At 60.1% G+C, this 22,431-nt stretch carries 26 protein-coding genes; 10 read left to right on the top strand and 16 right to left on the bottom strand.

The genetic code is table 11. The features are described 5' to 3' along the window. Window positions 1–117: 117 nt before the first annotated feature. Entirely contained in the window at window positions 118–1,176 is a 1,059-nt protein-coding gene (locus tag PCOSP_RS00510) for a PA0069 family radical SAM protein (protein WP_139641580.1), read from the bottom strand. A gap of 195 nt (window positions 1,177–1,371) precedes the next feature. On the opposite strand from PCOSP_RS00510, the gene PCOSP_RS00515 reads away from it, so the two are divergent. After that, a complete protein-coding gene (locus tag PCOSP_RS00515; protein ID WP_139641582.1) occupies window positions 1,372–2,052 on the top strand; it encodes a phosphatase domain-containing protein in 681 nt (226 codons plus the stop codon). On the opposite strand, the gene PCOSP_RS00520 is transcribed toward PCOSP_RS00515, so the two are convergent. The 3 genes from PCOSP_RS00520 to prlC all read right to left on the bottom strand — a co-directional run bounded on the left by PCOSP_RS00520 (window position 2,033) and on the right by prlC (window position 6,468). Then, window positions 2,033–4,030: a M3 family metallopeptidase gene (locus PCOSP_RS00520; protein ID WP_175362223.1), complete on the bottom strand. Its 1,998-nt coding sequence runs from the start codon at window positions 4,028–4,030 to the stop codon at window positions 2,033–2,035. The two genes, PCOSP_RS00515 and PCOSP_RS00520, sit on opposite strands and share 20 nt — an antisense overlap. 111 nt (window positions 4,031–4,141) lie before the next feature. Further along, window positions 4,142–4,420 (bottom strand): YheV family putative zinc ribbon protein, encoded by a 279-nt coding sequence (locus tag PCOSP_RS00525; RefSeq protein WP_024778466.1) that lies wholly within the window; start codon window positions 4,418–4,420, stop codon window positions 4,142–4,144. Beyond that, window positions 4,417–6,468: an oligopeptidase A gene (prlC, locus tag PCOSP_RS00530; protein WP_464710064.1), complete on the bottom strand. Its 2,052-nt coding sequence runs from the start codon at window positions 6,466–6,468 to the stop codon at window positions 4,417–4,419. The genes PCOSP_RS00525 and prlC overlap by 4 nt, the downstream gene beginning before the upstream one ends. A 99-nt stretch (window positions 6,469–6,567) precedes the next feature. Between prlC and PCOSP_RS00535 the strand changes: the two genes are divergently transcribed. The 3 genes from PCOSP_RS00535 to PCOSP_RS00545 all read left to right on the top strand — a co-directional run bounded on the left by PCOSP_RS00535 (window position 6,568) and on the right by PCOSP_RS00545 (window position 8,477). Next, the gene (locus PCOSP_RS00535; RefSeq protein ID WP_139641587.1) at window positions 6,568–7,113 is read left to right on the top strand and encodes a gamma carbonic anhydrase family protein; all 546 of its coding nucleotides are present in this window, start codon (window positions 6,568–6,570) and stop codon (window positions 7,111–7,113) included. A gap of 67 nt (window positions 7,114–7,180) precedes the next feature. Continuing rightward, the gene (locus tag PCOSP_RS00540; protein ID WP_139641589.1) at window positions 7,181–7,831 is read left to right on the top strand and encodes an HAD family hydrolase; all 651 of its coding nucleotides are present in this window, start codon (window positions 7,181–7,183) and stop codon (window positions 7,829–7,831) included. Between the two features lie 187 nt (window positions 7,832–8,018). Then, window positions 8,019–8,477 carry an REP-associated tyrosine transposase gene (locus tag PCOSP_RS00545; RefSeq protein ID WP_464710065.1) on the top strand — a complete coding sequence of 153 codons (459 nt, stop codon included), beginning with the start codon at window positions 8,019–8,021 and terminating at the stop codon, window positions 8,475–8,477. Window positions 8,478–8,608: 131 nt separating this feature from the next. Here PCOSP_RS00545 and PCOSP_RS00550 read toward each other — a convergent pair whose 3' ends face one another. Continuing rightward, entirely contained in the window at window positions 8,609–9,685 is a 1,077-nt protein-coding gene (locus PCOSP_RS00550; protein WP_464710066.1) for an aminopeptidase, read from the bottom strand. Window positions 9,686–9,745: 60 nt separating this feature from the next. On the opposite strand from PCOSP_RS00550, the gene PCOSP_RS00555 reads away from it, so the two are divergent. Further along, entirely contained in the window at window positions 9,746–10,159 is a 414-nt protein-coding gene (locus PCOSP_RS00555; protein WP_175385346.1) for a PA0061/PA0062 family lipoprotein, read from the top strand. Between the two features lie 39 nt (window positions 10,160–10,198). Continuing rightward, a complete protein-coding gene (locus PCOSP_RS00560) occupies window positions 10,199–10,624 on the top strand; it encodes a PA0061/PA0062 family lipoprotein (protein WP_139641597.1) in 426 nt (141 codons plus the stop codon). On the opposite strand, the gene PCOSP_RS00565 is transcribed toward PCOSP_RS00560, so the two are convergent. Together PCOSP_RS00565 and PCOSP_RS00570 are read right to left on the bottom strand one after the other, a co-directional pair. Continuing rightward, on the bottom strand, window positions 10,621–10,854 hold the full coding sequence (locus tag PCOSP_RS00565) for a DUF1161 domain-containing protein (RefSeq protein WP_139641599.1): 234 nt from the start codon (window positions 10,852–10,854) through the stop codon (window positions 10,621–10,623). The genes PCOSP_RS00560 and PCOSP_RS00565 overlap by 4 nt on opposite strands. A 128-nt stretch (window positions 10,855–10,982) precedes the next feature. Next, the gene (locus tag PCOSP_RS00570) at window positions 10,983–11,414 is read right to left on the bottom strand and encodes an OsmC family protein (RefSeq protein ID WP_139641600.1); all 432 of its coding nucleotides are present in this window, start codon (window positions 11,412–11,414) and stop codon (window positions 10,983–10,985) included. Window positions 11,415–11,645: 231 nt separating this feature from the next. Here PCOSP_RS00570 and PCOSP_RS00575 point away from each other — a divergent pair, with 231 nt between their 5' ends. Next, window positions 11,646–12,647 (top strand): LLM class flavin-dependent oxidoreductase, encoded by a 1,002-nt coding sequence (locus PCOSP_RS00575; RefSeq protein ID WP_464710067.1) that lies wholly within the window; start codon window positions 11,646–11,648, stop codon window positions 12,645–12,647. 53 nt (window positions 12,648–12,700) lie between these two features. On the opposite strand, the gene PCOSP_RS00580 is transcribed toward PCOSP_RS00575, so the two are convergent. After that, window positions 12,701–12,922, bottom strand: coding sequence for a DUF1161 domain-containing protein (locus PCOSP_RS00580; RefSeq protein WP_139641604.1), 222 nt, complete (start codon window positions 12,920–12,922; stop codon window positions 12,701–12,703). Window positions 12,923–13,037: 115 nt separating this feature from the next. Continuing rightward, a complete protein-coding gene (locus PCOSP_RS00585) occupies window positions 13,038–13,253 on the bottom strand; it encodes a dodecin (RefSeq protein ID WP_041024236.1) in 216 nt (71 codons plus the stop codon). 170 nt (window positions 13,254–13,423) lie between these two features. On the opposite strand from PCOSP_RS00585, the gene PCOSP_RS00590 reads away from it, so the two are divergent. Continuing rightward, a complete protein-coding gene (locus PCOSP_RS00590; RefSeq protein ID WP_024778479.1) occupies window positions 13,424–13,750 on the top strand; it encodes an ElaB/YgaM/YqjD family protein in 327 nt (108 codons plus the stop codon). On the opposite strand, the gene PCOSP_RS00595 is transcribed toward PCOSP_RS00590, so the two are convergent. Next, a complete protein-coding gene (locus tag PCOSP_RS00595; protein ID WP_464710069.1) occupies window positions 13,747–14,640 on the bottom strand; it encodes a LysR family transcriptional regulator in 894 nt (297 codons plus the stop codon). The two genes, PCOSP_RS00590 and PCOSP_RS00595, sit on opposite strands and share 4 nt — an antisense overlap. Before the next feature lie 114 nt (window positions 14,641–14,754). Here PCOSP_RS00595 and trpB point away from each other — a divergent pair, with 114 nt between their 5' ends. Together trpB and trpA are read left to right on the top strand one after the other, a co-directional pair. Further along, window positions 14,755–15,987 (top strand): tryptophan synthase subunit beta, encoded by a 1,233-nt coding sequence (gene trpB, locus PCOSP_RS00600; RefSeq protein ID WP_464710070.1) that lies wholly within the window; start codon window positions 14,755–14,757, stop codon window positions 15,985–15,987. Beyond that, complete coding sequence (trpA, locus tag PCOSP_RS00605; RefSeq protein WP_041024239.1) at window positions 15,987–16,799, top strand: tryptophan synthase subunit alpha; 813 nt, start codon at window positions 15,987–15,989, stop codon at window positions 16,797–16,799. The genes trpB and trpA overlap by 1 nt, the downstream gene beginning before the upstream one ends. A 60-nt stretch (window positions 16,800–16,859) precedes the next feature. Here the strand turns inward: trpA and PCOSP_RS00610 are convergent, their stop codons facing one another. From PCOSP_RS00610 to PCOSP_RS00635, 6 genes are all read right to left on the bottom strand, one after another. Then, entirely contained in the window at window positions 16,860–18,821 is a 1,962-nt protein-coding gene (locus PCOSP_RS00610; protein ID WP_464710072.1) for a DUF7844 domain-containing protein, read from the bottom strand. Then, a complete protein-coding gene (locus PCOSP_RS00615) occupies window positions 18,818–19,138 on the bottom strand; it encodes a DUF2388 domain-containing protein (RefSeq protein ID WP_003187020.1) in 321 nt (106 codons plus the stop codon). Before PCOSP_RS00615 ends, PCOSP_RS00610 begins: the two co-directional genes overlap by 4 nt. Window positions 19,139–19,164: 26 nt before the next feature. Further along, a complete protein-coding gene (locus PCOSP_RS00620; RefSeq protein ID WP_139641614.1) occupies window positions 19,165–19,473 on the bottom strand; it encodes a DUF2388 domain-containing protein in 309 nt (102 codons plus the stop codon). A 106-nt stretch (window positions 19,474–19,579) separates the two neighbouring features. Further along, window positions 19,580–19,897: a DUF2388 domain-containing protein gene (locus tag PCOSP_RS00625; RefSeq protein ID WP_139641616.1), complete on the bottom strand. Its 318-nt coding sequence runs from the start codon at window positions 19,895–19,897 to the stop codon at window positions 19,580–19,582. Between the two features lie 327 nt (window positions 19,898–20,224). Next, on the bottom strand, window positions 20,225–20,440 hold the full coding sequence (locus tag PCOSP_RS00630) for a DUF1127 domain-containing protein (protein ID WP_024778486.1): 216 nt from the start codon (window positions 20,438–20,440) through the stop codon (window positions 20,225–20,227). Window positions 20,441–20,764: 324 nt separating this feature from the next. Continuing rightward, window positions 20,765–22,258, bottom strand: coding sequence for an acetyl-CoA hydrolase/transferase family protein (locus PCOSP_RS00635; protein WP_175362211.1), 1,494 nt, complete (start codon window positions 22,256–22,258; stop codon window positions 20,765–20,767). Window positions 22,259–22,431: the final 173 nt, after the last annotated feature.

Consider the following 22,431-nt stretch of genomic DNA (forward strand, 5'->3'; position numbering starts at 1 on the left):
AAGGTAGCGGTCGAAACTTAACTCAAACTGAATCGGAGGCTCTAGGACAATGATTACGGGCATGACCTAAAGTGCAGGTGCCCTCCTGTCCAGCCTGTGCTGCTGGGTCAACTTTAATCAAATCAATGACATCTGTCGGCCCGGCGGGCAAAAGGCCTCGCAGTCGAGAGTGTACCCTTCGCGCCGATCGAGCCCCAAGCGTTTGATCGCCTTGGCGAAGCGCTGGGCCAGCAGGTCGGCAAAGGGGCCTTCGCCGCGCATGCGTTTGCCAAACTGACTCTCGTACAGCTCGCCGCCACGGCTCTGGCGGACCAGGCTCAACACATGGGCGGCGCGCTGCGGGTAGTGGGCCTGCAACCACTCTTCGAACAGTGGCGCGACTTCCAGCGGCAGGCGCAACATGATGTAGGAAGCACTTTGGGCGCCGGCGGCATGGGCTTCGTTCAGCAGGCTTTCGATTTCGCTGTCGTTGATCATCGGAATCATCGGCGCGCACAACACCCCCACGGGAATGCCTGCCTCCCGCATCACCCTGATCGCTCGCAACCGCGCCTTGGGCGCCGCCGCGCGGGGTTCGAGAATACGTTTGAGCTCGTCATCCAGGGTGGTGAGGCTGATCATCACCGCCACCAGCCGTTGTCGGGCCAGCTCGGTGAGCAGGTCCAGGTCCCGCAGGATCAGCGAGCCCTTGGTCACGATGGTCACCGGGTGGCGATAGCGCAGCAGCACCTCCAGGATCCGGCGGGTGATGCGCTGTTCGCGTTCGATGGGCTGGTAAGGATCGGTATTGGAGCCCAGGTTGATCGGCGCGCACTGATAGCCGCGCTTGGACAGTTGCTCCTCCAGCACGTCGGCGGCGTTGCTCTTGGCAATCAGTCTGGTTTCGAAATCCAGCCCCGGCGACATGTCCCAATACGCATGGCTGGGCCTTGCATAGCAGTAGATACAGCCATGTTCACAGCCCCGGTAAGGGTTGATCGAGCGATCGAAAGGGATATCCGGAGAGGTATTGCGGGTGATGATGGTCTTCGCTGCCTCGAAGCGCACTTCGGTGCCTTGGGTCAGTGGTACTTCCTGATACCAACCATCATCTTCGACCACCGAGCGGCTCGGGGCGAAGCGGTTGTGTGGGTTGGTAGCGGTGCCACGACCGCGAGGCGGAAGAGAGGCCGACATGAGAAATACTCCGATGCTGTATGTGCATACAGTATCTCCTGCATTCGGATTGGACCAGTGCCATTCAGCGCCTGAGGGGCGTTGGCGCATCTGCGATGACAATTCACAACACTTTGACGTCCTTGTTACGGGTTTTTAACTGGGCAGAGCCGAAACTGCTCCACTTCGAACTCTCTTGTTTCCGGTCATCCGTGCATGTTCAAGTTTCGCTCCCGTTCACTGTGTTGCCTGGCCTTGCTGATGGGGCTGGCCGTGCCCTCGGTCCAGGCCGCTGATGTCGTACAGACGAGGCCCGCTGAGTGGGCCCAGCCTGTAGAAAAGGATTACAACCTTTACCAGATGTCACCCACCCTTTACCGCAGCTCCTTGCCGGATGGTGGAGCCTTGCCCCTGCTGACGAAGCTCAGGATCGGCACGGTCATCACCTTCTTGCCGGAGTCGGATGCACGCTGGCTCTCCACCCCCGGCATTGAGCAGGTACGGTTACCGTATCGCACCAACCATGTCGACGACAGCGACATCCTTCGGGCCTTGCGTGCCGTCCAGGCTGCCGAAGCCAAGGGCCCCGTGCTGATGCACTGCAAGCACGGCTCGGACCGCACCGGGCTGGTGGCGGCGATGTACAGGGTGGTCGTGCAGGGCTGGAGCAAAGAAGACGCGCTGAACGAAATGACCGAAGGCGGCTTCGGCGACAGCCATCACTTCAAGGATGGGGTTCGTTACATGATGCAGGCCGATGTGGAAAAACTCCGTCTTGCATTGGCGAACGGCGAATGCAGCACCAGCGTGTTTGCCCTTTGCTCCTTGAAGAGCTGGGTCAACTCGACCACGACAGCCCATCACCTTGAGCCGCAGATCACCCTGCCCGAGCGCTGATCGATGACGTGCCTGAAAAGGCGGCGATGGAGACGGACAGCGGTCGCGAGTCACCTGGCGCAAAAATGGTTTCACGCAACGCGCGGCCGGTTACCGGGTTGAACAGCCCGTCGCGCTTGAATCGCTGGAACACGGTCATGGCCAATTCCTTTGCCCAGGCGTAGGCGTAGATCGTCGCCCCATAGCCGGTCACCAGGTAGTCCAGGCCATTGGGCCAGCGCTCGCTCGGCGACACCGGCAGATGCCCCACCTGCGCGCTGGTTTGATCAAATACCTGTTGGACGGTCCGCCCGTCGCCGTGGGTGCGGTGTAATTCCATGTCGAATAAAGCGCTGCGCAACAGCACCGCGGTTTCCCAACTGTTCTGGGTGCGGGCAAAGGTCAACAGTTGAGTGGCGACCTCGTCAGGCATCTTTTCTCCGGTTTGATAGTGCTTCGAGATCCGCACCAGGCATTGCCTTGAGAAGCACCATTGCTCGAACAGGATCCCGGCAAATTCGGCGGTGTCGCGAGACAGGCTGTTGATGCCCGACAGATCGCGATAGTCGGCGCGGGTCAGGACATGCTGCAGGCAATGGCCGAACTCATGGAAAAGGATTCGCAGTTGCAGATGGTCGAGCAGGACCGGGTCTGGTCCCTCGCTGCGCGGTAGCCAGCCATGCAGCGCTGCGATGGGGTGTCGTGGACGGCCCTCGGCGGTGATGTGGCGGTTTCGCAGGGTGGTGGTATTGGGAAAACCGTCTCGGTTGGCATCCGAAAACGGATCGAAATAAATGTAACCAATGGTCGCGTCCCATTCGCGGACTTCGAACAGACGCACGTCGGGGTGCCAGGTCGCTACATCCTTTCGCTCGACGAAGTCGACGCCGAACAACTCCGTCGCCATCCGCAACAGCTGGGCAAACGTGGGCTCCAATGCAAACCAGACACTCAGCGCTTCCCTGGAAACGCCTGCTGCCTGCTGGCGAAGTTGATTCGCCAGGTAGGGGTAGTCCCAGGGCTGGAGGTCGCTGAGACCTTGCTGCGTGGCAAAGGTCTTGAGCTGGTCGGCGTCCCGCTTGAATGTGTGCTGCTGCCGTTCGAGCTGTGCCCGCAGAAACGTCATGACTTCTTCAGTGGAGGCGGCTTGCTCTGGCTCGATCGCCAGCTGGGCAAAATTCGAATAGCCCAGGGAGGTGGCGTACTGATGACGGTCATCGAGCAATTGCCTGAGTATGTCGGCGTTGTCGAACTGGCCCGCGTGTGGGCCTTGATCCGATGCGCGGGTGCTGTAGGCCTCGTACATCTGCTGACGTAGGAAACGGTTGTCGGCGTAGTGAGTGACGATGCCAAATGATTCATCGCTAAGTGTCAGCAGCCATCCCGTGCGGCCGGCTTCCCGCGCCTGGCGGGCCATTTGTTGCTTGAACCGCGACGGCAGGCCGCTCAGCTGAGCTTCATCGTCAAACGTTTTGCGCCAGGCCTGGTTGGCCAGTTGCAGGTTTTCCAGGAATAACCCCTGGACCTCCTTGATGCGCAGCTTCAGCAGGCTCTGGCCTGCCGGCATGTGCTGGTGAAATTGGTGCAGGATTTTCTTCAGGACCCGTGTGCGAGTCGGTGCGAAATGCCTGGCGATCTGGCTGTCCGCCAAGCGCTGATAGAGCTCGAACAGCGTGGGGTGTTGTTTCAGCGAAGCCTGGAAGTCATGTAATCGTTCACTGCAATCCAGGGAGGCCCGCGCCCAGGCGTCCGCTGTCCGGGTCGTGGTCAGAAGGTGCAGCAGGTAACCGAAGCCTTCCAATCGTGTGTGGATTTCATCCATGGCCAACACGAGGTCGTCCCAAGTGGGGAAGGGCGTCTGGGTCTTGATGATATGGGCGACCTGATCGCGGCTTTCGGCAAGCAGGCGGTCGAGGGCGGGTGAGAAGTGTTCGGCTTGAATCTGCGAAAAAGGCGGCAGGTCATACGCCTGCAGCAGCGGGTTATCGTCGTGGGGCATGGAGGGCCTTCCTGTCTGTCTGGGCTGACCAGTCTGGGCAGGAAGGCGTGAAGCCTGGCGGTATATATATCGCTCCCGGGCCGGGTGGCCCGGAAGGTGATGCCGGACATGTCAGTCGGTTTTTTTCTTCAACTTGGGGTTGGGAAAGAACTGCACCGCCTGGACCTTGGCGTCCGGCACTTTAAGCGCCGACGTATTGACCCGGGTGCCCAGTTCCTTGGGCACCGATAGGCCTTGTTCGTTGAGCGTGTCGGAATAACCACAGGCGACGCACTCGCGGTGCGGCACGCCGTCTTCGTTCCACATCATCAACTTGTCCGGCTCGCTGCACGCCGGGCAGACTGCCCCGGCGATAAAGCGTTTTTTCGTGATCACAGGCCCCTCGCTCATGCTGCCGCGTCCTCGCTCAGGCCGCTATGGCGCAAGAGTGCGTCAATCGACGGCTCACGGCCACGGAAGTCGACGAACAGCACCATCGGTTCCTGGGAACCTCCACGGGCCAGGATCGCCTCGCGGAAAGCGCGGCCGGTGTCGGCGTTGAGCACGCCGTCTTCCTCGAACTTCGAGAACGCATCGGCCGACAGCACTTCCGCCCACTTATAGCTGTAGTAGCCCGCCGCGTAGCCGCCGGCGAAGATGTGGGCAAAGCTGTTGGGGAACCGGTTGTAGGCCGGAGGACGCATCACCGACACCTCGTCGCGCACACCTTCGAGCACTTGCAGCACGCTACGGCCGTCGCCATGGGTGGCGTGCAGTTCGAAATCGAACAGCGAGAATTCCAGTTGGCGGACCATCATCAGGCCGGACTGGAAGTTTTTCGCCGCGAGCATCTTCTCCAGCAGGTCCTGGGGCAGCGGTTCGCCGGTCTCGTAGTGACCGGAGATCAGTGCCAGGCCTTCAGGCTCCCAGCACCAGTTCTCCATGAACTGGCTTGGCAGCTCCACGGCATCCCAGGCCACGCCGTTGATGCCGGATACGCCGGCGTGCTCGACGCGGGTCAGCAGGTGGTGCAGGCCATGGCCGAACTCGTGGAACAGTGTGGTGACTTCGTCGTGGGTCAGGAGGGCCGGTTTGCCACTGTCGGCCGGGGTGAAGTTGCACACCAGGTTGGCGACCGGGCTTTGCAGCACGCCATCGATCGTGCGACGACGGTCCCGGGCGCCGTCCATCCAGGCGCCACCACGCTTGTTGGCGCGGGCATAGAGATCGAAGAAGAAACGCCCGACGTGCTGGCCGTTTTCCTTGATCTCGAACAGGCGCACGTCCGGGTGCCAGGCGTCGAAGCCTTTCAGCTCGGTGATCTCGATGCCGTAGAGGCGTTGCACGATGGCGAACAGACCGCTCAGTACCTTGTCGATCGGGAAGTACGCGCGCAGGGCTTCCTGGGCGACGCTGTAGCGCTGCTGGCGCAGTTTTTCACCGTAGAAACCGCTGTCCCAGCTTTGCAGGTCGGGGCAGCCTTGCTCGGCGGCGAAGGCTTTCAGTTGTTCCAGATCCTGGGCGGCAAACGGTTTGCTGCGCTTGGCCAGGTCACGGAGGAAGCTGAGGACCTGGTCGCTGGACTCGGCCATCTTGGTCGCCAGGCTCAACTCGGCGAAATTGGCGAAGCCCAGCAATTGGGCCAGCTCCTGGCGCAGGTCGAGGATCTGCTCCATCACCGGGCCGTTATCGTTCTGACCGGCATTCGGGCCTTGGTCCGACGCACGGGTGCAGTAGGCCGCGTAGACTTCTTCACGCAGGGCGCGGTCTTCGGCGTAGGTCATCACCGCGTAGTAGCTGGGGAATTCCAGGTTGATCAGCCAGCCGTCCAGTTCCTTGGCCTGGGCTGCCGCAGCCATTTGTGCCTTGGCCGAATCGGTCAGGCCGGCGAGCGCCGCTTCGTCGGTGACGTGCTTGGTCCAGGCCTGGGTGGCGTCCAGCAGTTGGTTGGAGAACCGGCTGCCCAGCTCGGACAACTTGCTTTGCACCTCGGCGTAGCGTTTCTGCTGCTCCGGTGGCAGGTCGATACCCGACAGACGGAAGTCTCGCAGGGAGTGTTCCAGGATGGTTTTTTGCGCCACGTCGAAACCGGCGGCCTCAGGGCTGTTCGCCAAGGCTTCGAAGGCCTGGAACAACTCACGGTTCTGGCCCAACTCAGTGGAGTAGGCGCTCAGGGCTGGCAGGCAGGCTTCATAGGCTTCACGCAGTTCAGGGCTGTTGCGCACCGCGTTCAAGTGGCTCACCGGGCTCCAGGCGGCGCCCAGGCGATCGTTGAGCTCGTCCATCGCCAGCACCAGGCCGGCCCAGCTTGGCTGTTGGCCTTGGGTCTTGAGGATCTGCGCGATGGCGGCACGGTTGTCAGCCAGGATCTGCTCGATGGCCGGTTGCACGTGCTCGGCACGGATCGCCGAGAATGACGGCAGGTCATAGGGCTGTAAAAGAGGGTTGTTCACGCTCACGGTTGGCACCTTGGCTGGAAGAAACATCGGCCCATCTTAATTACAATCGACCTTCACCGCAGCTAGCAGCGACTATCAGTAGAAAAGAGAGAGCCTATCGTGACCCTTCGCACGTACCAGAATCACACCCCACGGCTTGCCCGGGGCGCTTTCGTCGACAGCACCGCGGTGGTGATCGGCGACGTTGAAATCGGCGAAGACAGCTCCGTCTGGCCACTGACGGTCATTCGCGGCGATATGCACCGCATCCGCATCGGCGCCCGTACCAGCGTGCAGGACGGCTGCGTGCTGCATATCACCCACGCCGGCCCGTTCAATCCCGATGGCTTTCCACTGTTGATCGGCGACGACGTGACCATCGCCCACAAGGTCATGCTCCATGGCTGCGCCGTGGGCAGCCGGGTGCTGATCGGCATGGGCAGCATCGTCATGGACGGCGCGGTGGTCGAGGATGAGGTGATCATTGGTGCCGGCAGCCTCGTCCCGCCGGGCAAACGCCTGGAGAGTGGCTTCCTGTACGTGGGCAGCCCGGTGAAACAGGCCCGGCCGCTGACTGACAAGGAGCGCGCCTTCTTCACCTACAGCGCGGCGAACTACGTCAAGCTCAAGGATTTGCACTTGGCTGAAGGTTATGACCAGCCCTGAAACATCTGGTGAGTCCCCTCGCCACAGATGACCCCTTGCTACTGATTCATTCACCTCGGGAGCTTGCATGCACTACCAAACCGTACTGTTCGACCTCGACGGTACCCTCACCGACCCGCGTGAAGGCATCACCCGTTCGATCCAGTTCGCCCTCAGCCAATTGGGCATCGACGAGCCCGACCTGACCCGCCTCGAACATTTCATCGGCCCGCCGCTGCTGCAGGCCTTCATGCAGTTCTATGGCTTCGACGAAGCGAAGGCCTGGGAGGCGGTGAATTTCTACCGCGAGCGCTTCAAAGTCACCGGCCTGTACGAAAACCGCGTTTTCGAAGGGGTGATGCCGCTGCTGGAAACCCTGGTGGGGCAGGGTCGGCAGTTGTACATCGCCACTTCCAAGCCTTGGGTCTTTGCCCGGGAAATCGCCCGGCATTTTGATTTTGCGCGGCACTTCAAGGTGATCTACGGCAGCGAGCTGGACGGCACCCGCACCGACAAAGTCGAATTGATCGCCCACCTGCTGGCTGAAGAAGGCATCGACCCGGCGAAGACCCTGATGATCGGCGACCGTAAACATGACCTGATCGGCGCGCGCAGCAATGGCCTGGATGCGGCTGCGGTGGGGTATGGGTTTGGCAGTCGTGAGGAGCTCCTGGCCGAGAGTCCGGCGTATCACTTCCAGACGGTGGATGAGCTGCATCAGGCATTTATGCGAGGGTAGTTCGATGGTCATCGCGGGCAAGCCTTGCTCCCACAGATTCCATCCGGCATGAGGGAATTGTCGGTTCTGTGGGAGCAAGGCTTGCCCGCGATGAGGCCACCCAGACACATCCTGCTCCAACTTTTCAGATCAGATCCGCTTCTGCTGTCTAGCCTTAGGACAAAGACAGATCAAGGAGGATCCCCCATTGAAAACCCAGGCACATTCCAATCGATTGCGTTTCGGGCGTTATTCGCAATCCGGACAAATTTATCTATTGACGGTAGTAGCGCTCCGTCGCGATCCGGTTTTCAATCGCTTCGAGACAGGACGTTTGGTAGTGGACGCCTTTCGAAAAGCTCAGCAAGAACAATTCGCCCGTTCCCTGGCCTGGGTTGTCATGCCGGACCATTTTCATTGGCTGATTGAATTGCAGGATATAGGGCTTTCGAAATTGATTGCGCGCACGAAGTCCCGGACCACCGTAGCCTTCAATCGACAGATGCAGTGTCAAGGACCGCTTTGGCAAGAAGGTTTCCACGACCGGGCCATTCGCAAGGAAGAAGATTTGCAGGCCGTGGCGCGTTATATCGTGGCAAACCCTCTGCGAGCGGGGTTGGTTAAGCGGATAGGGGATTATCCGTTGTGGGATGCAGCATGGATCTGAGTCGGCTTATGCGGTGTTCATGACGGCCTCATCGCGGGCAAGCCTTGCTCCCACAGGGGAGTCCTTCATGCCCGATGAGTTCTGTGGGAGCAAGGCTTGCCCGCGATGAGGCCGGCTCAATCACTGGATATCTATGACCCTGCCAACGCCTTCAACGCCGCCTTGCGCTCATCCATTGGCAGCTTGCCCAGTTTTTCCACCGCGGCATAAAACGCGACCCAGTCACCCGATTCCTGTCGGAACAAGGCCGCAAACGCCGGCACCCATTGGTCATACAGGCCAAACGGCAGTAATCGCGCATTGTTCAGCGGCGCATAGACCCAGGCATCGTAACGTTTGTCGCCGGTCCACTGGCTGTCACGTAGCTGCGCATATTCGGCGCGTAGGCGTTCGAACGCCTGAAGCTTTTGCTGACGCATCTGTTCGGGTGGCAGGGGCTGGGTATAGAGCTTTTCCAGTCGTTGACGGGTGTCGAGGATCAGCTGGATGAACTGATCGCGCTGACGTGCCTGCTGGCCGTTGTCCGGCGCCAGCCCGCGACTGGCGCGCCACTGCCGGGTGCCTTCCTGTTCGACGAAGGTGGCGAAGGACTCGTTGAACTCAGTGTCGTCCTGTACGTAGAACCGCTGGTGCGCCAGTTCATGAAAAATCAGTGTGGCCAGGCGTTCGTCGCCCCAGTGCATCATCGAGCTCAGGATCGGGTCGTTGAACCAGCCCAGCGTCGAATAAGCCTCTACCCCGCCAATCGACACATCCATGCCACGCAAACGTTGCAAGGCGGCTTCGCCACGGGCGGCACTCTGGCTGTAGAAGCCGCGATACGCCACGCAACCGGCGATGGGAAAGCAGTGGTTTTGCGGGGTCAGGGAAAATTCCGGCGTGGCGAAGACATTCCAGACTACGTAAGGCCGACCAATGTCCGCATACAGGCGGTAACTTTTGTTATCCGGCAGATGCAGGTGAGCGCTGGCGAAGGTTCGTGCCTCACGCGCCTGCACCAGATGCTCCCGCAACCGAGCGTCTTGAGTGGGGTCGGCAATCACCTGATCGACGGGCTCCCGGGCCTGTAACAGCCGCAGCTGTCCGCTGATGAGCTGGCCGTAGTAACCGACGTTGGAACAACCGTTGAGTAACAAAAGCAGGAGGCCCGGAAACAAAAGCCTGAAAACACGGTCGAGTAACCGATGGCTGGAACGCGGCCTGATCAATTGGAATCACCTTGGGAAAAGTCTGCGCACAAGACTATCCCGCCTGCCCGGAGCTTCGCTATGCGCATGTTGATGCTGACGAGTGGCCTGTTGCTGCTGACCGGTTGTGCCAGCTTGCCTGATCCTGATCCTTCGCAAGCGTGGATCGATCTTGGCAATCATCAGGACACGGCGCTGCAAGCGCTGGAAGTCGATGACAAGACGTCCGTGGACAAACGTTATTTCGAAGTGCAGCCCGGCGCCCATGAGTTGACCGTGCGTTATCAATTTGCCGTCGAGCCCGGGAATATTGGCCCGGATGCCGAGCCGCTGTGGCGGGATTGTCGGTTGAATGTGAAATTCAAGGACTTCAACGCAGGCCAGCGCTACCAGTTGCAGGCCGGCAGCATCGGTTTCCGACCATGGGCCAAACTCTATGACCAGCAGCGCAAAGTGGTGGGCCAAGGTACGCCGGCGGGCTGCCAGCAGAGTTGATCGGCGCTATGCTCAACACCCGACTTCAGGGAATCCACCATGCGCCCTCATATCCTGTTACTGGCTCTTGTCTCGTTGAGCGGTTGTGCATCAAGTCCGCAGCCCCCGGTCGATCCGAACATGGCCTGGGTCGATTTTGCGACCCCCATGCCGGGCGGAAAACTGCTCATGGCCGAGGGCCTGGATGGGCAACGCTTGCAAGATGGGCGGTTCTTCCAGGTTTCGCCGGGCAGCCATGAGCTGAAAGTGCGCTTCGACTTCGAGGTCATGAGTGGGGGTGGGTTGGGCATGCAGGCCGAACCGCAGGAGCGGTTGTGCTACATGATCGTGCGCTACGATCATTTCGAGGCCGGCCAGCGTTATCGTCTGGAAGCCCGCAACCTGGCGTTTACCCCAAGTGCCCGGCTCTATAATGCCAAGCGTAAGATTGTCGCTGAGGAGCGGCAGGTCAACTGCGTCCCTTAATTGTCGTTCTTCTGGTAGATGATTTTCTTCGTACCGCCTTCGCAGGTGCCGACCACCATGTTTTGATCGTGGACTTCTTCGTTCGTGGCGATTTCCAAGGTGTAGGACGACACTTTGTTCGCCTGGATCTTCGCCTCGATTTCCGCTTTCAGTTCTTCACAGGATTTTGGCGCCGCCAGGGCTGACGTGGTCAAGGCGCAACCGATGATGACCAGGGCAAACCGTTTCATGCTCGAACTCCTCGCTGCAGCACGTACCGCTTGTACGTTGAAACTGCCTACTGCATTCGACCACACATTGCTCAACGGGTAACAGGGAAAGATCGCAGCCTTCAGCGGCTGCGATCCTGATGCGGGCGTCAGTTCACCAGCGTGGCATCCAGGGTGATCTTGGCGTTCAACACCTTGGAAACCGGGCAACCTTCCTTGGCCTTGTTGCTCAGCTCTTCAAACTGCTGCTGGCTGGCGCCGGGGATCTTCGCCTTGAGAATCAGCTTCACCGCCGTGATGGCAAAGCCGCCGTCGACCTGGTCGAGGGTCACTTCGGCATTGGTATCGATACTGTCGGCCTTGAGCCCGGCATCCCCCAGAATCATCGAGAACGCCATGGAGAAGCAGCCGGCATGGGCCGCGCCGATCAGCTCTTCGGGGTTGGTGCCGCGGCCGCCTTCGAAACGGGCCTTGAAACCATAGGGTGCTTCACGCAGTACGCCGGTTTCCGTGGAGATGGAGCCGATGCCGGTTTTCAGGTCACCTTCCCAGTGAGCCGATGCTTTCTTAATGATAGCCATGTCTGCCTCCTCAAGATCCGACGCGCGGGTTGCGCCGGGTGTTTTTTGACTGCCAGGCTTGTGAGGATAGACCGTCCGATAAAGTTCACTTCATCGATTAGTCGACTAATTTAGTAGGAAAATTCGTTGCAGCTATTGAAACTCGGGTATATGCCCACATTGCAGGGAACACACCTACAGAAAACGGTAGGCTTTTGCTCGTAGGAAAAGCCCCGTTGGAGACGCCGGCCCATGAAACAGCTGTCCGAAGTGAAATTCTCAACCCTCGACCTCGTGCCTGTCCGCGAGGATGGCAATGCCGCCCGTTCCTTGCGTAACTCGCTGGATCTGGCGCAGCACGTGGAAAAATTCGGCTACACCCGTTTCTGGGTGGCCGAACACCACAATATGGATGGCATCGCCAGCTCCGCGACGGCGGTGTTGCTGAGTTATCTGGCCGGTGGTACTTCGACCATTCGTGTCGGTTCCGGCGGGGTGATGTTGCCCAACCATGCACCGTTGATCATCGCCGAACAGTTCGGCACCCTGGAAAGCCTCTACCCTGGTCGGATCGATCTGGGACTGGGTCGTGCGCCCGGGTCCGATCAGATGACTGCCCGGGCCCTGCGGCGTGAGCGCTCTGGTAGCGCGGACGATTTCCCTGACGATGTGGCTGAGCTGATGCGCTATCTCGGCCCGCGCACGCCCGATCAACGCATCATCGCCATGCCTGGCACCGGGACCAACGTGCCGGTGTGGTTGCTGGGCTCCAGCCTGTTCAGTGCGCAGTTGGCCGGTGAGCGCGGTTTGCCCTACGCCTTTGCCTCCCACTTCGCGCCGCGCTACATGCATGAGGCGATTCGCATCTACCGCAATCACTTCCAGCCGTCGGCGGTGCTCGACAAACCCTACGTGATGCTCGGCGTGCCTTTGGTGGCGGCGGATACCGATGAGCAGGCTGATTATCTGGCGACTTCGGTGTATCAGCGGATCCTCGCGCTGATGCGCGGCCAGAGCCTGGTACAGCGTCCGCCCGTCGAAACCATGAACGGTCTCTGGTTGCCCCATGAGAAGGAAGCGGTGGGCGATTTCCTTGGCCTGGCGATGGTCGGTGGTCCGCAGAAGATCCGTGCCCGCCTCGAGGTGCTGATCGAGCAGACTCAGGCCGATGAGCTGATTTTCACCAGCGACCTGTATGAGCATGCCGACCGCTTGCGTTCATATGAATTGTTGGCGCAGGTCATGAAGGGCTGAATCGTGCCCATGAAAAAGCCGACGCATGCGTCGGCTTTGACATTCGAGCAGCATCAGCGCTTGTAGACGATTTCCTTCGCACCACCCTCACAAGTACCGACGACTTTCCCGTCACTCGCCGCACCTTTATCGACGATCTCCAGCGAATAACCTGACACCTGCTTGGCGTCGAGCTTCGCTGCGATTTCGCTTTTCAGCTCCTCGCAGGGCTTACCGGCGGCAAATACCGAACCCGCAAGGCTCAGCAGACCCACAGCAACCATCAACTTTTTCATCGCTCGCACTCCTTGGTCGGATCAATAGGCTGGTATTAAACAGGAGGGATGCGCCCGCCGGATAGCGCATCGCCATTCCTATGGCACTCCGCCAGCCTGCAAGTTCCAAGCCCCCTCAGCTATTTGCGATCCGGAACCCGACCTTGAGGGTCACCTGAAAGTGCGCGGCCCGGCCGTTTTCAATATGCCCACGGGTTTCCGTGACTTCGAACCATTCCAGGTGCTTGAGGCTTTTGCTGGCTTCGGCCAGGGCATTGTTGATGGCATCTTCGATGCTGGTGGGAGACGAGCCGACCAGCTCGACCTTTTTGTACGTGTGATGATCAGTCATGGCGTTCTCCTTAGGTTATCTCTAGCCGCCTGGCTACCAAGAGCCTAGCAGCGATTTTTCGCCTTACGTGTGGTGCCGTTCACGCGCTGAAGTTCAGATTTACTGCACTTTCAGAAATGCTGGGAGTCCCAACTTTCACACGCACTCAACCACTGCAGGAGAGAGCCACCATGGCCAGCAATTCATTACGCAAAGCCTCGTTGCAAAGCATGGAAGCGGAAATCGAGAATCTGCTCAAGTCGTTGGAAAGCCTGAAGGACGACGCTTCGGACGAGTCGCGTAAGACCCTCAAATCGCTCAAGGCAAACGCCGAAAATGCGTTGAAGCATTCCCGTCATCTGCTCAGCGATGCGTACGAAGAGGTCAAGGTGAAAACCCGCGAAACAGGGCTCGCCACACGCGATTACGCTCAAGAGCACCCTTGGACGACCGCCGGTGTCGCGGTCGGGGCTCTTGGTCTGTTGGCCGCTTATCTGCTGTGCAAGCGCGGTGATTAAGCCGGTTGGCTCAGCTCATGCCTGAGCCACTGGGCCAACTGCCGGGCACGGCCGTCCGCGGCGCGCTTGGGTAGCCACAATGCCAGTCGCGCCGGGGTTTCATCGAAGCCCCATGGCGCGACGAGGCGTCCGGCGCGCACATCCTCGGCCACCAATGGCTCGGGAGCGATGGCCACGCCCAGCCCAGCTACCGCGGCCTCCAACAAATAATACAAATGCTCGAAACCCTGGCCGAATTTCAGCGCCTGGGGATCGAGGTTGTTCTGCCGTGCCCAGGTCGGCCAGGCTTGAGGACGCGACGTGGTATGCAGCAACGACTCGCCCAGCAGCGCATCGACCGGGGCGCCGTTCAGGTCGACGAAACCGGCGTAACGCGGGCTCATGACCGGGCCGATCCGCTCGCTGGCCAATTCATACACTTGCATGTCTGCCGGCCAGGGAGGCTCGGCAAACACCAGTAAAGCGTCCAGCCCTGGGCGCCTGGGGTCCAGATCACCTTCGCCAGCGGACAGATGCAAGCGCAAGTCCGGCAGATCGGCATTGAGCCGGCCCAGGCGCGGAATGAACCAGCGTGCCAGCAGACTGCCCGAGCAGCCCAGCACAAACGGAGCATCCGCCGTGCTTTGGGTGAGTTCGGCGCAGACGCTACGTAGCCGCTCGAAAGCTTCGGCGCTGGCATCGCGCAGACGCAGGCCTGCATCTGTGAGTTTCAGGCCGCGTCCGTCCTTGACGAATAGGCTGACGCCCAGATGCTCCTCCAGCACCTTCAACTGTCGACTGACTGCGCCGTGAGTCACGTGCAGCTGTTCGGCCGCCTGGCTTACGCTGTTCAAGCGGGCGGTGGCTTCGAAGGCGCGCAAGGCGTTAAGCGGAGGCAGATCGTGGCTCATGGTATCTGTGAGTTTTCCTGACAGGTTGCGGCGATCTTATCGGTTTTCAGAGAGGGATGTCAGGGGTAGAGTGACCTCATTGTCTTCTTTCGCATTTGCCTGGAGCGTTCTCCCATGACCCAGCCTACGACCCCTTTCAGCCTGCGCAGCGGCCCCGACGCCAACGGCCTGTTCGGTGCGTTCGGCGGCCGCTATGTGGCCGAAACCCTCATGCCGTTGATCCTTGATCTGGCCCGCGAATACGAAGTGGCGAAGGAAGATCCTGCATTCATCGAGGAGCTGGCCTACTTCCAACGAGACTACGTCGGTCGTCCAAGCCCGCTCTATTTCGCTGAGCGCCTGACCGAATACTGCGGTGGCGCGAAGATCTATCTCAAGCGCGAAGAGCTGAACCACACCGGCGCGCACAAGATCAACAACTGCATCGGTCAGATCCTGCTGGCGCGGCGCATGGGCAAAAAACGCATCATCGCCGAGACGGGCGCCGGCATGCACGGTGTGGCGACTGCCACCGTGGCCGCGCGTTTCGGTCTGGATTGCGTGATCTACATGGGTACCACTGACATCGAGCGCCAACAGGCCAACGTGTTCCGCATGAAGTTGCTCGGCGCCGAAGTGATTCCGGTGGTAGCGGGCACCGGCACCTTGAAGGACGCCATGAACGAAGCGCTGCGTGACTGGGTCACCAACGTCGACAGCACGTTCTACCTGATCGGCACCGTGGCCGGTCCGCACCCGTATCCGGCCATGGTTCGCGACTTCCAGGCGGTGATCGGCAAAGAAACCCGCGATCAACTGCAAGCACAGGAAGGCCGCCTGCCGGACAGTCTGGTGGCGTGCATTGGTGGTGGTTCCAACGCGATGGGCCTGTTCCACCCGTTCCTGGACGACAAGAGCGTCGACATCATCGGCGTTGAAGCGGCTGGCTACGGCATCGAAACCGGCAAGCACGCGGCGAGCCTGAACGGTGGTGTCCCCGGTGTATTGCACGGCAACCGTACCTTCCTGCTGCAGGACGAAGACGGCCAGATCATCGACGCCCATTCGATCTCCGCCGGCCTCGACTACCCGGGTATCGGTCCGGAACACGCCTGGTTGCATGACATCGGTCGCGTCCAGTACACCTCGATCACCGATGCCGAAGCGCTGGATGCCTTCCACAAATGTTGCCGCCTGGAAGGCATCATCCCTGCGCTGGAAAGCTCCCATGCCCTGGCTGAAGTGTTCAAGCGCGCACCGAACCTGCCCAAGGACCACCTGATGGTGGTCAACCTCTCCGGCCGTGGCGACAAAGACATGCAAACCGTGATGCACCACATGGAACAGTCCCAGCAGGAGAAACACTGATGAGCCGCCTGCAAACCCGCTTTGCCGAACTCAAGCAACAGAACCGCGCCGCCCTGGTGACCTTCGTGACCGCTGGCGACCCGAACTACGACACCTCCCTGGCGATCCTCAAGGGCCTGCCGGCGGCCGGTGCCGATGTGATCGAATTGGGCATGCCGTTCACCGATCCGATGGCCGACGGCCCGGCGATCCAGTTGGCGAACATCCGCGCGCTGGGTGCCCAACAGAACCTGGCGAAAACCCTGCAGATGGTTCGCGAGTTTCGTAAAGACAACAGTGAGACGCCCCTGGTGCTGATGGGTTACTTCAACCCGATCCATCGTTATGGCGTGCAGCGCTTCATCGGCGAGGCGCTGGATTCCGGCGTTGATGGCTTGATCGTGGTGGACATGCCGCCCGAGCACAACGGCGAACTGTGTGATCCGGCCCAGGCTGCGGGCCTGGATTTCATCCGCCTGACCACGCCGACCACCGACGATGTGCGGTTGCCGACCGTGCTCAATGGCAGTTCGGGCTTTGTGTACTACGTGTCGGTGGCGGGCGTGACCGGCGCCGGTGCCGCGACGCTGGAGCATGTGGAAGAAGCCGTGGCGCGTCTGCGTCGCCATACCGATCTACCGATCAGCATCGGTTTCGGCATTCGCACGCCGGAGCAGGCCGCCGCCATCGCACGGTTGGCCGATGGCGTGGTGGTCGGCTCGGCGTTGATCGACCATATCGCCAGTGCCGAGACATCGGAGCAGGCCGTCGACGGTGTGCTGAGCTTGTGTGCCGCCTTGGCTGACGGTGTGCGTAAGGCGCGCGTGAGCTGATTTACTGCTGAAAAAAAGGGTTCAGAACCAAGTTCTGAACCCTTTTTTATGCCTGGGACACTAGGGCAATTCCAACCCACCGCTCGCCTTGTGCAGCTTGCGCAAATGCTCACCAAGCTCCTTGACGTTGGCCTCGCTCGCGGCGATTTCAGCAGCGCGGCTAGGCTCGAGCAGCGCCCGGACTTCCTTGTCCAGATCTCCCGTCAGTGTTTGAAGCTGTTTCTGCCGCAGGCTGCTTTCCGATTCCAGTCGCTGCCACTCGCTGGGTTGTGGCAACCCGTAGCCGCTACTGCCCAGCAACTCCGCGGGGCGGCTCAGGAAACCGCTGTTGGCGAGGATCTGTTGCAGTGTCGCGTTGGCCCTTTCCATGCCGCCGTTCTGCAACTCACGGGCACCGAGGTAACGTTGTTTGACCTCATCCTGGGCCAGCAGCAATTGCCGGCGATAACTGGCCTGTTCCAGCAACAATAAAGCCGCGCTGGTGCGCAGGTCAGCCTGTTCGAACCAGACACGGCGCTCGGCGGCGTCCAGGGCCAGCCAGTCTTCCACCGATTGTTGTTTGATCGGCAGGTATTTCTTCAGCACATTGAACATCGCCTGATACCGATCGCGAAAGGAATCGAAGCGGTAGCCCAGGCGCAGGGCCTCCTTGGGGTCGTCCAACACGCTGGTATCCGCCAGACCCCGGCCCTTGAGTACTTCCAGTAATCCGTTGGGCATGATGCTGTCCAGGCCCTTGAGTTGTTCGTTATTGCTGCCGCTGCGCAGCAGCTTCAAGCTCTCCACCGCGCAGTTATTGGACAGGAAGTAATAGCTGCCGTCGTAGCTCCAATGCATTTCGGCGGCGTGCTCGACCGTCTCTTCGATCTCGGTCCGTGACAGGTTCAGCGGCACGGACGCCAGGCTTCGCAATTCGGTCTTGGTGTATTCGTCGATCACCTGGGCCAGTGGCAACACGAACAGGCGCGACGGGTACTTGCCCACCAGGCCATCCCAACTGGACAGCTGCACATCACCCACGAAGGCGCGGTACGAGAGCACCAGGTGTTGATCCAGATCCAGCCGGCAATCTGGCCCACGTGGGCGACCAGGTGCGCAGATCACCAACCGCAGCATGCTGTGGCCCCAGCGGCTGACCCAATTCTGATTGGCTTCGGCCAACAGATAGTCGATGGCGTAAACCCGTTCCGGATCGACCTTGCCCAGGGGTGTCCTGGCGAAATCGTTGCCGGCGTTGAGGAAGGCGAACGACTTGGCGCAGGTGTCCTTGGCGGGCGGGGCCCAACCAAAGTGTTCTTGGTAATAGCGGTACAGCGCGGGGCGTCGGCAGGCGTAGCTCGGGTCGAGGAGAAAGTACTCCATGTTGACCGCGACGAATTCCTTGGGGCTGCTGGTCTCGTAGAGGTCCGGGCTGCGGGCGACCTGGCGGTTGTGTTGCTCCCGTTCACCGCGACGGCCGACATACTGTGGCCAGCCTGCGAGGTCCAGCAGGCGGGGATCGTCACTGAGGGTGAAACGGCGGTCGTTCTGGCCGCGGCACTCATCCGGAAGGCCGATCAGCCCGGCGCTACTGTTGCGTCGTGTGCAGCGCTGGATCAACGCGCGCTCGGCATCCGGCCATAAACGCGCGCGGTCATAGATGTGGGTCAGTTCGTGCAGGACGGTGGCGAGCAATTCCCGCCGCACGGTACCGTGGGGGCGGTGGGTCTTCTGCGTAGCGGCGCTGCCGTCCGTGAGACTGTCGAGCAGATTGCTGTTGAGGTCGAGCTGTGACACCCGCGAGGCTTGGCCATACGCGTTGGCTGGCATCCGGTCGGTCCAGCCGACATCGATACGACGGTCCAATTGTTCGATGAAGCGCGGCGGCAAGGCCGCCATGGCTTCATCGAGCAGCGCCTGGCTGGCCTGCTGTTGCGCGGGGCTCAGGCCTTCATCGTTGAGGTGCAGTCGCAGGCCTGCCTGGGCTGTGCCGCCCATGAGCAGCAGGGCCCCGGCCGCCAGCCAGGCGGCGAGCCGCCTCACAGTGCGAGGATGGCTTCGGCGAGGACCTGGTCACTGGCATCGCGGGCTTCCGGCACGCGGGTACGCAAGGTGTCGAAGGCGGCCTCAAGATGAGCGCCACGGATTTCACCGTTGCTGGCGACGAAGCTGGCTGCATCGTCATGGGCTTCGCGGACGATCTTCGAATCACGGATGGAAGTGGTGGTATCGGAGGTGAAATCGATCGTGCGCTGCGAGGCGCGAACGATGATGTTACTGGTGGCTACCAGGGTATGGGCCTGGGCCACATCGGCCAATACCAGTAGGCCTAGGGCGGCAGCAATCAGCGGGCTACGCATGGAACGACTCCGGAAAGTAGGGATAACTATTGGACGAGAATTGCCTGTGCCAGTTCAAGGTCGCTGACATGAAGTTTTGGCTGGGTCTGGCGTAGATAAGCCAAGGCCGACTCCAGTCGTGCGCCTCGTAACTGTCCTTCACTGGCAACGAATGCCGCTGCGTCATCGCGAGCGGCGACGATCAGTTTATGGTCGAAGGGTGCGGAGGTCACCATGCTCGTGGCGTAGCCACTGACGACCAACTGCTGGGTGGATACATCGAAGGCTTGAGCCGAAACGGACCAGCAGGCAGCGACCAGGAACAAAACGATAGGCAGATCTGAGGTAAAACGCATGGCACTCGACGGTTGATGGCGAACCTGAAGGCTAGCGCAAACCGCCGGGCCAGAGCCAGCGTTGAAACATCGGGATACCTTCGGCCGCCCGATATTTCATGTTGGATCAGATCACCAGGATCGCCTGGGCCAGTTGGGCATCGGTGGCATTCAATTGCGGTGCCTGTTGGCGGATGAAATCCAGAGCACTTTCCAGCTTCACGCCACGGATAGCGCCTTCGCTGGCCACGAAACTGGCGGCATCGTCACGGGCCGCCTGGACGATTTTATTGTCCCGCAGCGAGGAGGTCGCATCGGAAGTTGCATCGGACGTGGCCTTGAGCGCGCCGACGATGGAGTCGGTGGTGACGATGAAGCTGCTGGCATTGGCATGGGCGGCTACGGCCAGCAGGGTTGCAACGCTGAGCAGACGAAGACGGATCATGGTGAGACTCCTTGGATAATGAGAATGCCGGTTCTGTAGCTGGAAGAGGAGACGTCTGTTCGACTCGCTTCGCCACGTTCGCCTGGATAGTAAAGTCAGATCGCGACGCAGGACAGCTTTGATAAGGGATCCCTCCAGGGTTCTGACTGCAAATCAAAACTGTACCTGTAGATATGATGATCTATAAAACTGTACCTGTTTGCAATCTGGCATCGAATTTAGGGGCACTTAAACGACAAGACCCGTCGCGGTTTCCCGCGACGGGTCTTGTTGTGTTCAATTCGGTGCTGGCGGTGGACCCGGTGGGTCAGGGCCAGCGACGCTGAGTTAGCGCCAGAACGGCTTGCTCAGCTCTTCGTAGCGTTGTGCTTCGCTGATACCGGCGTCAGCCAGCAGGCGAGCATCCAGACGAGCCAGTTGATGGCGGCTGGCGATGCGGCGCTGCCACAGCATCAGGTTGGCAATAACGCGAAGAGGCAGGGAAGCCTGGTTTTTTGCAGCGTTGTCTTCGAAAAACAGCTCGGAACTGAGTGTACGTTCCATGGTTGACATCCTTCCGCTTATGGCGGGATTAGGTAGTGGTTTAACTTTAACTGGTGCCCATGATCCTCTCGTTTGGCCAGACTCTGTAGATACAGTTCTCTAGTATTGTGCGCGACCAGTTAACTGTTAAAGGACGGTGTACTGGTCCATATTGAGGCAACTGTACCTGTCTGCACATTTATGGTGCGTTTTAGGTTGGGTTTGGGTGTAGAGCATTAAAAACCTCTAGAAAAACACCGGTACAGCAGTACAGTTTTTGTCGGTAGTCGCAGAAAAGCTTTGATTGACGAAAACTGTATGTGCCGTAGCGCCGATCCAGCTGTATCAAACGGCCAACATGCGTCCGGTTTCTTCCAGGTTCTGGTGCCAACTCAGTGCATCGCGAAGGATGTGAGGCGTATGTCCACCCAAGGCGCATGCCGCTTCAAAATACTCGTTCAAGGCCTGGCGATAAGTCGGATGCACACAGTGGTCGATGATCACTCGCGCCCGTTCCCGCGGTGCCAGGCCTCGCAGGTCGGCCAAGCCGACCTCGGTAACCAGGATGTCGACATCATGCTCGGTGTGGTCCACGTGGCTGACCATGGGGACGACGCTGGAGATGGCGCCTGCCTTGGCAATCGACTTGGTCACGAAAATCGCCAGGTGCGCGTTGCGGGCGAAGTCTCCCGAGCCGCCGATGCCATTCATCATCCGTGTCCCGCAGACATGGGTGGAGTTGACGTTGCCATACAGGTCGAACTCCAGGGCGGTATTGATGCCGATGATGCCCAGGCGGCGGACTATTTCAGGATGATTGGAAATCTCCTGTGGTCGCAGGACCAGTTTGTCCTTGTACTTCTCCAGGTTGGCGAACACATCGGCATTGCGCCGGCTCGACAGCGTAATGGAGCTGCCTGAGGCGAAGCTCAGTTTGCCGGCGTCGATCAGGTCGAACGTGGAGTCCTGCAGGACTTCGGAGTACATGGTCAGCTCTTCGAAGGGCGAATCGATCAGCCCGCACATCACGGCGTTGGCGATGTTACCGATACCGGCCTGCAGCGGGCCAAGCTTGTTGGTCATGCGCCCGGCCGCGACTTCGCGCTTGAAGAAATCGATCAAGTGATCGGCAATGGCCTGGGTGTCGCTGTCCGGTGGTGTGACGGTCGACGGCGAGTCGCCCTGATCGGTGATGACAATGGCAGCGATTTTCTCCGGCGGGATCGGGATGGCGGTACTGCCGATACGGTCGTCGACCTTCACCAGGGGAATCGGTGTGCGGGTTGGGCGATAGGTTGGGATATAGATGTCGTGCAGCCCTTCCAGGTCCGGGTTGTGGGCCAGGTTGATTTCAACGATTACTTGCCGGGCGAAGATGGCAAAACTGGCGGAGTTACCCACTGACGTGGTCGGGACGATGTGGCCTTGCTCAGTGATGGCGACGGCTTCGATCACGGCAATATCAGGCAGCTTGAGCTGGGCGTTGCGCAGCTGCTCTACGGTTTCCGAAAGATGCTGGTCGATGAACATCACTTCACCTGCGTTGATCGCCTTGCGCAACGTGCTGTCGACCTGGAACGGCATACGCCGCGCCAGCACGCCGGCTTGAGTGAGCTCCTTGTCGAGGTCGTTACCCAGGCTTGCGCCGGTCATCAGGCTGATTTTCAGCGGGCTGACCTTGGCGCGCTCGGCCAGGGCGTGGGGGACTGCTTTCGCTTCACCGGCGCGGGTGAAGCCGCTCATGCCGACGGTCATGCCGTCCTCGATCAACAACGCTGCGTCGGCAGCGCTCATCACTTTATCCAGCAAGGAAGGCAGGCGAATGCGGTCACGGTACATGAAGTGTTTTCTCGGGCTGGGAGCATGGATGCGCAGTCTAGTGAATTCGCGCGGTACCCGACCCGCGACCAAAGTCGCATTTTAGGCGTCTATTACGAGGGTTTCAGGCAAAACATCATTACCGGATCGGTAACATCGGGCCTTGATACAAATCAAAACGCCCCGACAAGTCG

Source organism: Pseudomonas sp. MAFF 730105, from assembly GCF_055380705.1.

Excerpts from the sequence above, each read along its gene's own strand:
- PCOSP_RS00565 (WP_139641599.1), bottom strand. The coding sequence starts at position 10,854 with ATGAAACGGTTTGCCCTGGTCATCATCGGTTGCGCCTTGACCACGTCA.
- PCOSP_RS00630 (WP_024778486.1), bottom strand. The coding sequence starts at position 20,440 with ATGGAACGTACACTCAGTTCCGAGCTGTTTTTCGAAGACAACGCTGCA.
- PCOSP_RS00590 (WP_024778479.1), top strand. The coding sequence starts at position 13,424 with ATGGCCAGCAATTCATTACGCAAAGCCTCGTTGCAAAGCATGGAAGCG.
- PCOSP_RS00575 (WP_464710067.1), top strand. The coding sequence starts at position 11,646 with ATGAAACAGCTGTCCGAAGTGAAATTCTCAACCCTCGACCTCGTGCCT.
- PCOSP_RS00625 (WP_139641616.1), bottom strand. The coding sequence starts at position 19,897 with ATGATCCGTCTTCGTCTGCTCAGCGTTGCAACCCTGCTGGCCGTAGCC.
- PCOSP_RS00580 (WP_139641604.1), bottom strand. The coding sequence starts at position 12,922 with ATGAAAAAGTTGATGGTTGCTGTGGGTCTGCTGAGCCTTGCGGGTTCG.
- PCOSP_RS00520 (WP_175362223.1), bottom strand. The coding sequence starts at position 4,030 with ATGCCCCACGACGATAACCCGCTGCTGCAGGCGTATGACCTGCCGCCT.
- PCOSP_RS00540 (WP_139641589.1), top strand. The coding sequence starts at position 7,181 with ATGCACTACCAAACCGTACTGTTCGACCTCGACGGTACCCTCACCGAC.
- PCOSP_RS00620 (WP_139641614.1), bottom strand. The coding sequence starts at position 19,473 with ATGCGTTTTACCTCAGATCTGCCTATCGTTTTGTTCCTGGTCGCTGCC.
- PCOSP_RS00525 (WP_024778466.1), bottom strand. The coding sequence starts at position 4,420 with ATGAGCGAGGGGCCTGTGATCACGAAAAAACGCTTTATCGCCGGGGCA.
- PCOSP_RS00515 (WP_139641582.1), top strand. The coding sequence starts at position 1,372 with ATGTTCAAGTTTCGCTCCCGTTCACTGTGTTGCCTGGCCTTGCTGATG.
- PCOSP_RS00570 (WP_139641600.1), bottom strand. The coding sequence starts at position 11,414 with ATGGCTATCATTAAGAAAGCATCGGCTCACTGGGAAGGTGACCTGAAA.
- PCOSP_RS00555 (WP_175385346.1), top strand. The coding sequence starts at position 9,746 with ATGCGCATGTTGATGCTGACGAGTGGCCTGTTGCTGCTGACCGGTTGT.
- PCOSP_RS00615 (WP_003187020.1), bottom strand. The coding sequence starts at position 19,138 with ATGCGTAGCCCGCTGATTGCTGCCGCCCTAGGCCTACTGGTATTGGCC.
- PCOSP_RS00595 (WP_464710069.1), bottom strand. The coding sequence starts at position 14,640 with ATGAGCCACGATCTGCCTCCGCTTAACGCCTTGCGCGCCTTCGAAGCC.
- PCOSP_RS00560 (WP_139641597.1), top strand. The coding sequence starts at position 10,199 with ATGCGCCCTCATATCCTGTTACTGGCTCTTGTCTCGTTGAGCGGTTGT.
- PCOSP_RS00510 (WP_139641580.1), bottom strand. The coding sequence starts at position 1,176 with ATGTCGGCCTCTCTTCCGCCTCGCGGTCGTGGCACCGCTACCAACCCA.
- trpA (WP_041024239.1), top strand. The coding sequence starts at position 15,987 with ATGAGCCGCCTGCAAACCCGCTTTGCCGAACTCAAGCAACAGAACCGC.
- PCOSP_RS00635 (WP_175362211.1), bottom strand. The coding sequence starts at position 22,258 with ATGTACCGTGACCGCATTCGCCTGCCTTCCTTGCTGGATAAAGTGATG.
- PCOSP_RS00585 (WP_041024236.1), bottom strand. The coding sequence starts at position 13,253 with ATGACTGATCATCACACGTACAAAAAGGTCGAGCTGGTCGGCTCGTCT.
- trpB (WP_464710070.1), top strand. The coding sequence starts at position 14,755 with ATGACCCAGCCTACGACCCCTTTCAGCCTGCGCAGCGGCCCCGACGCC.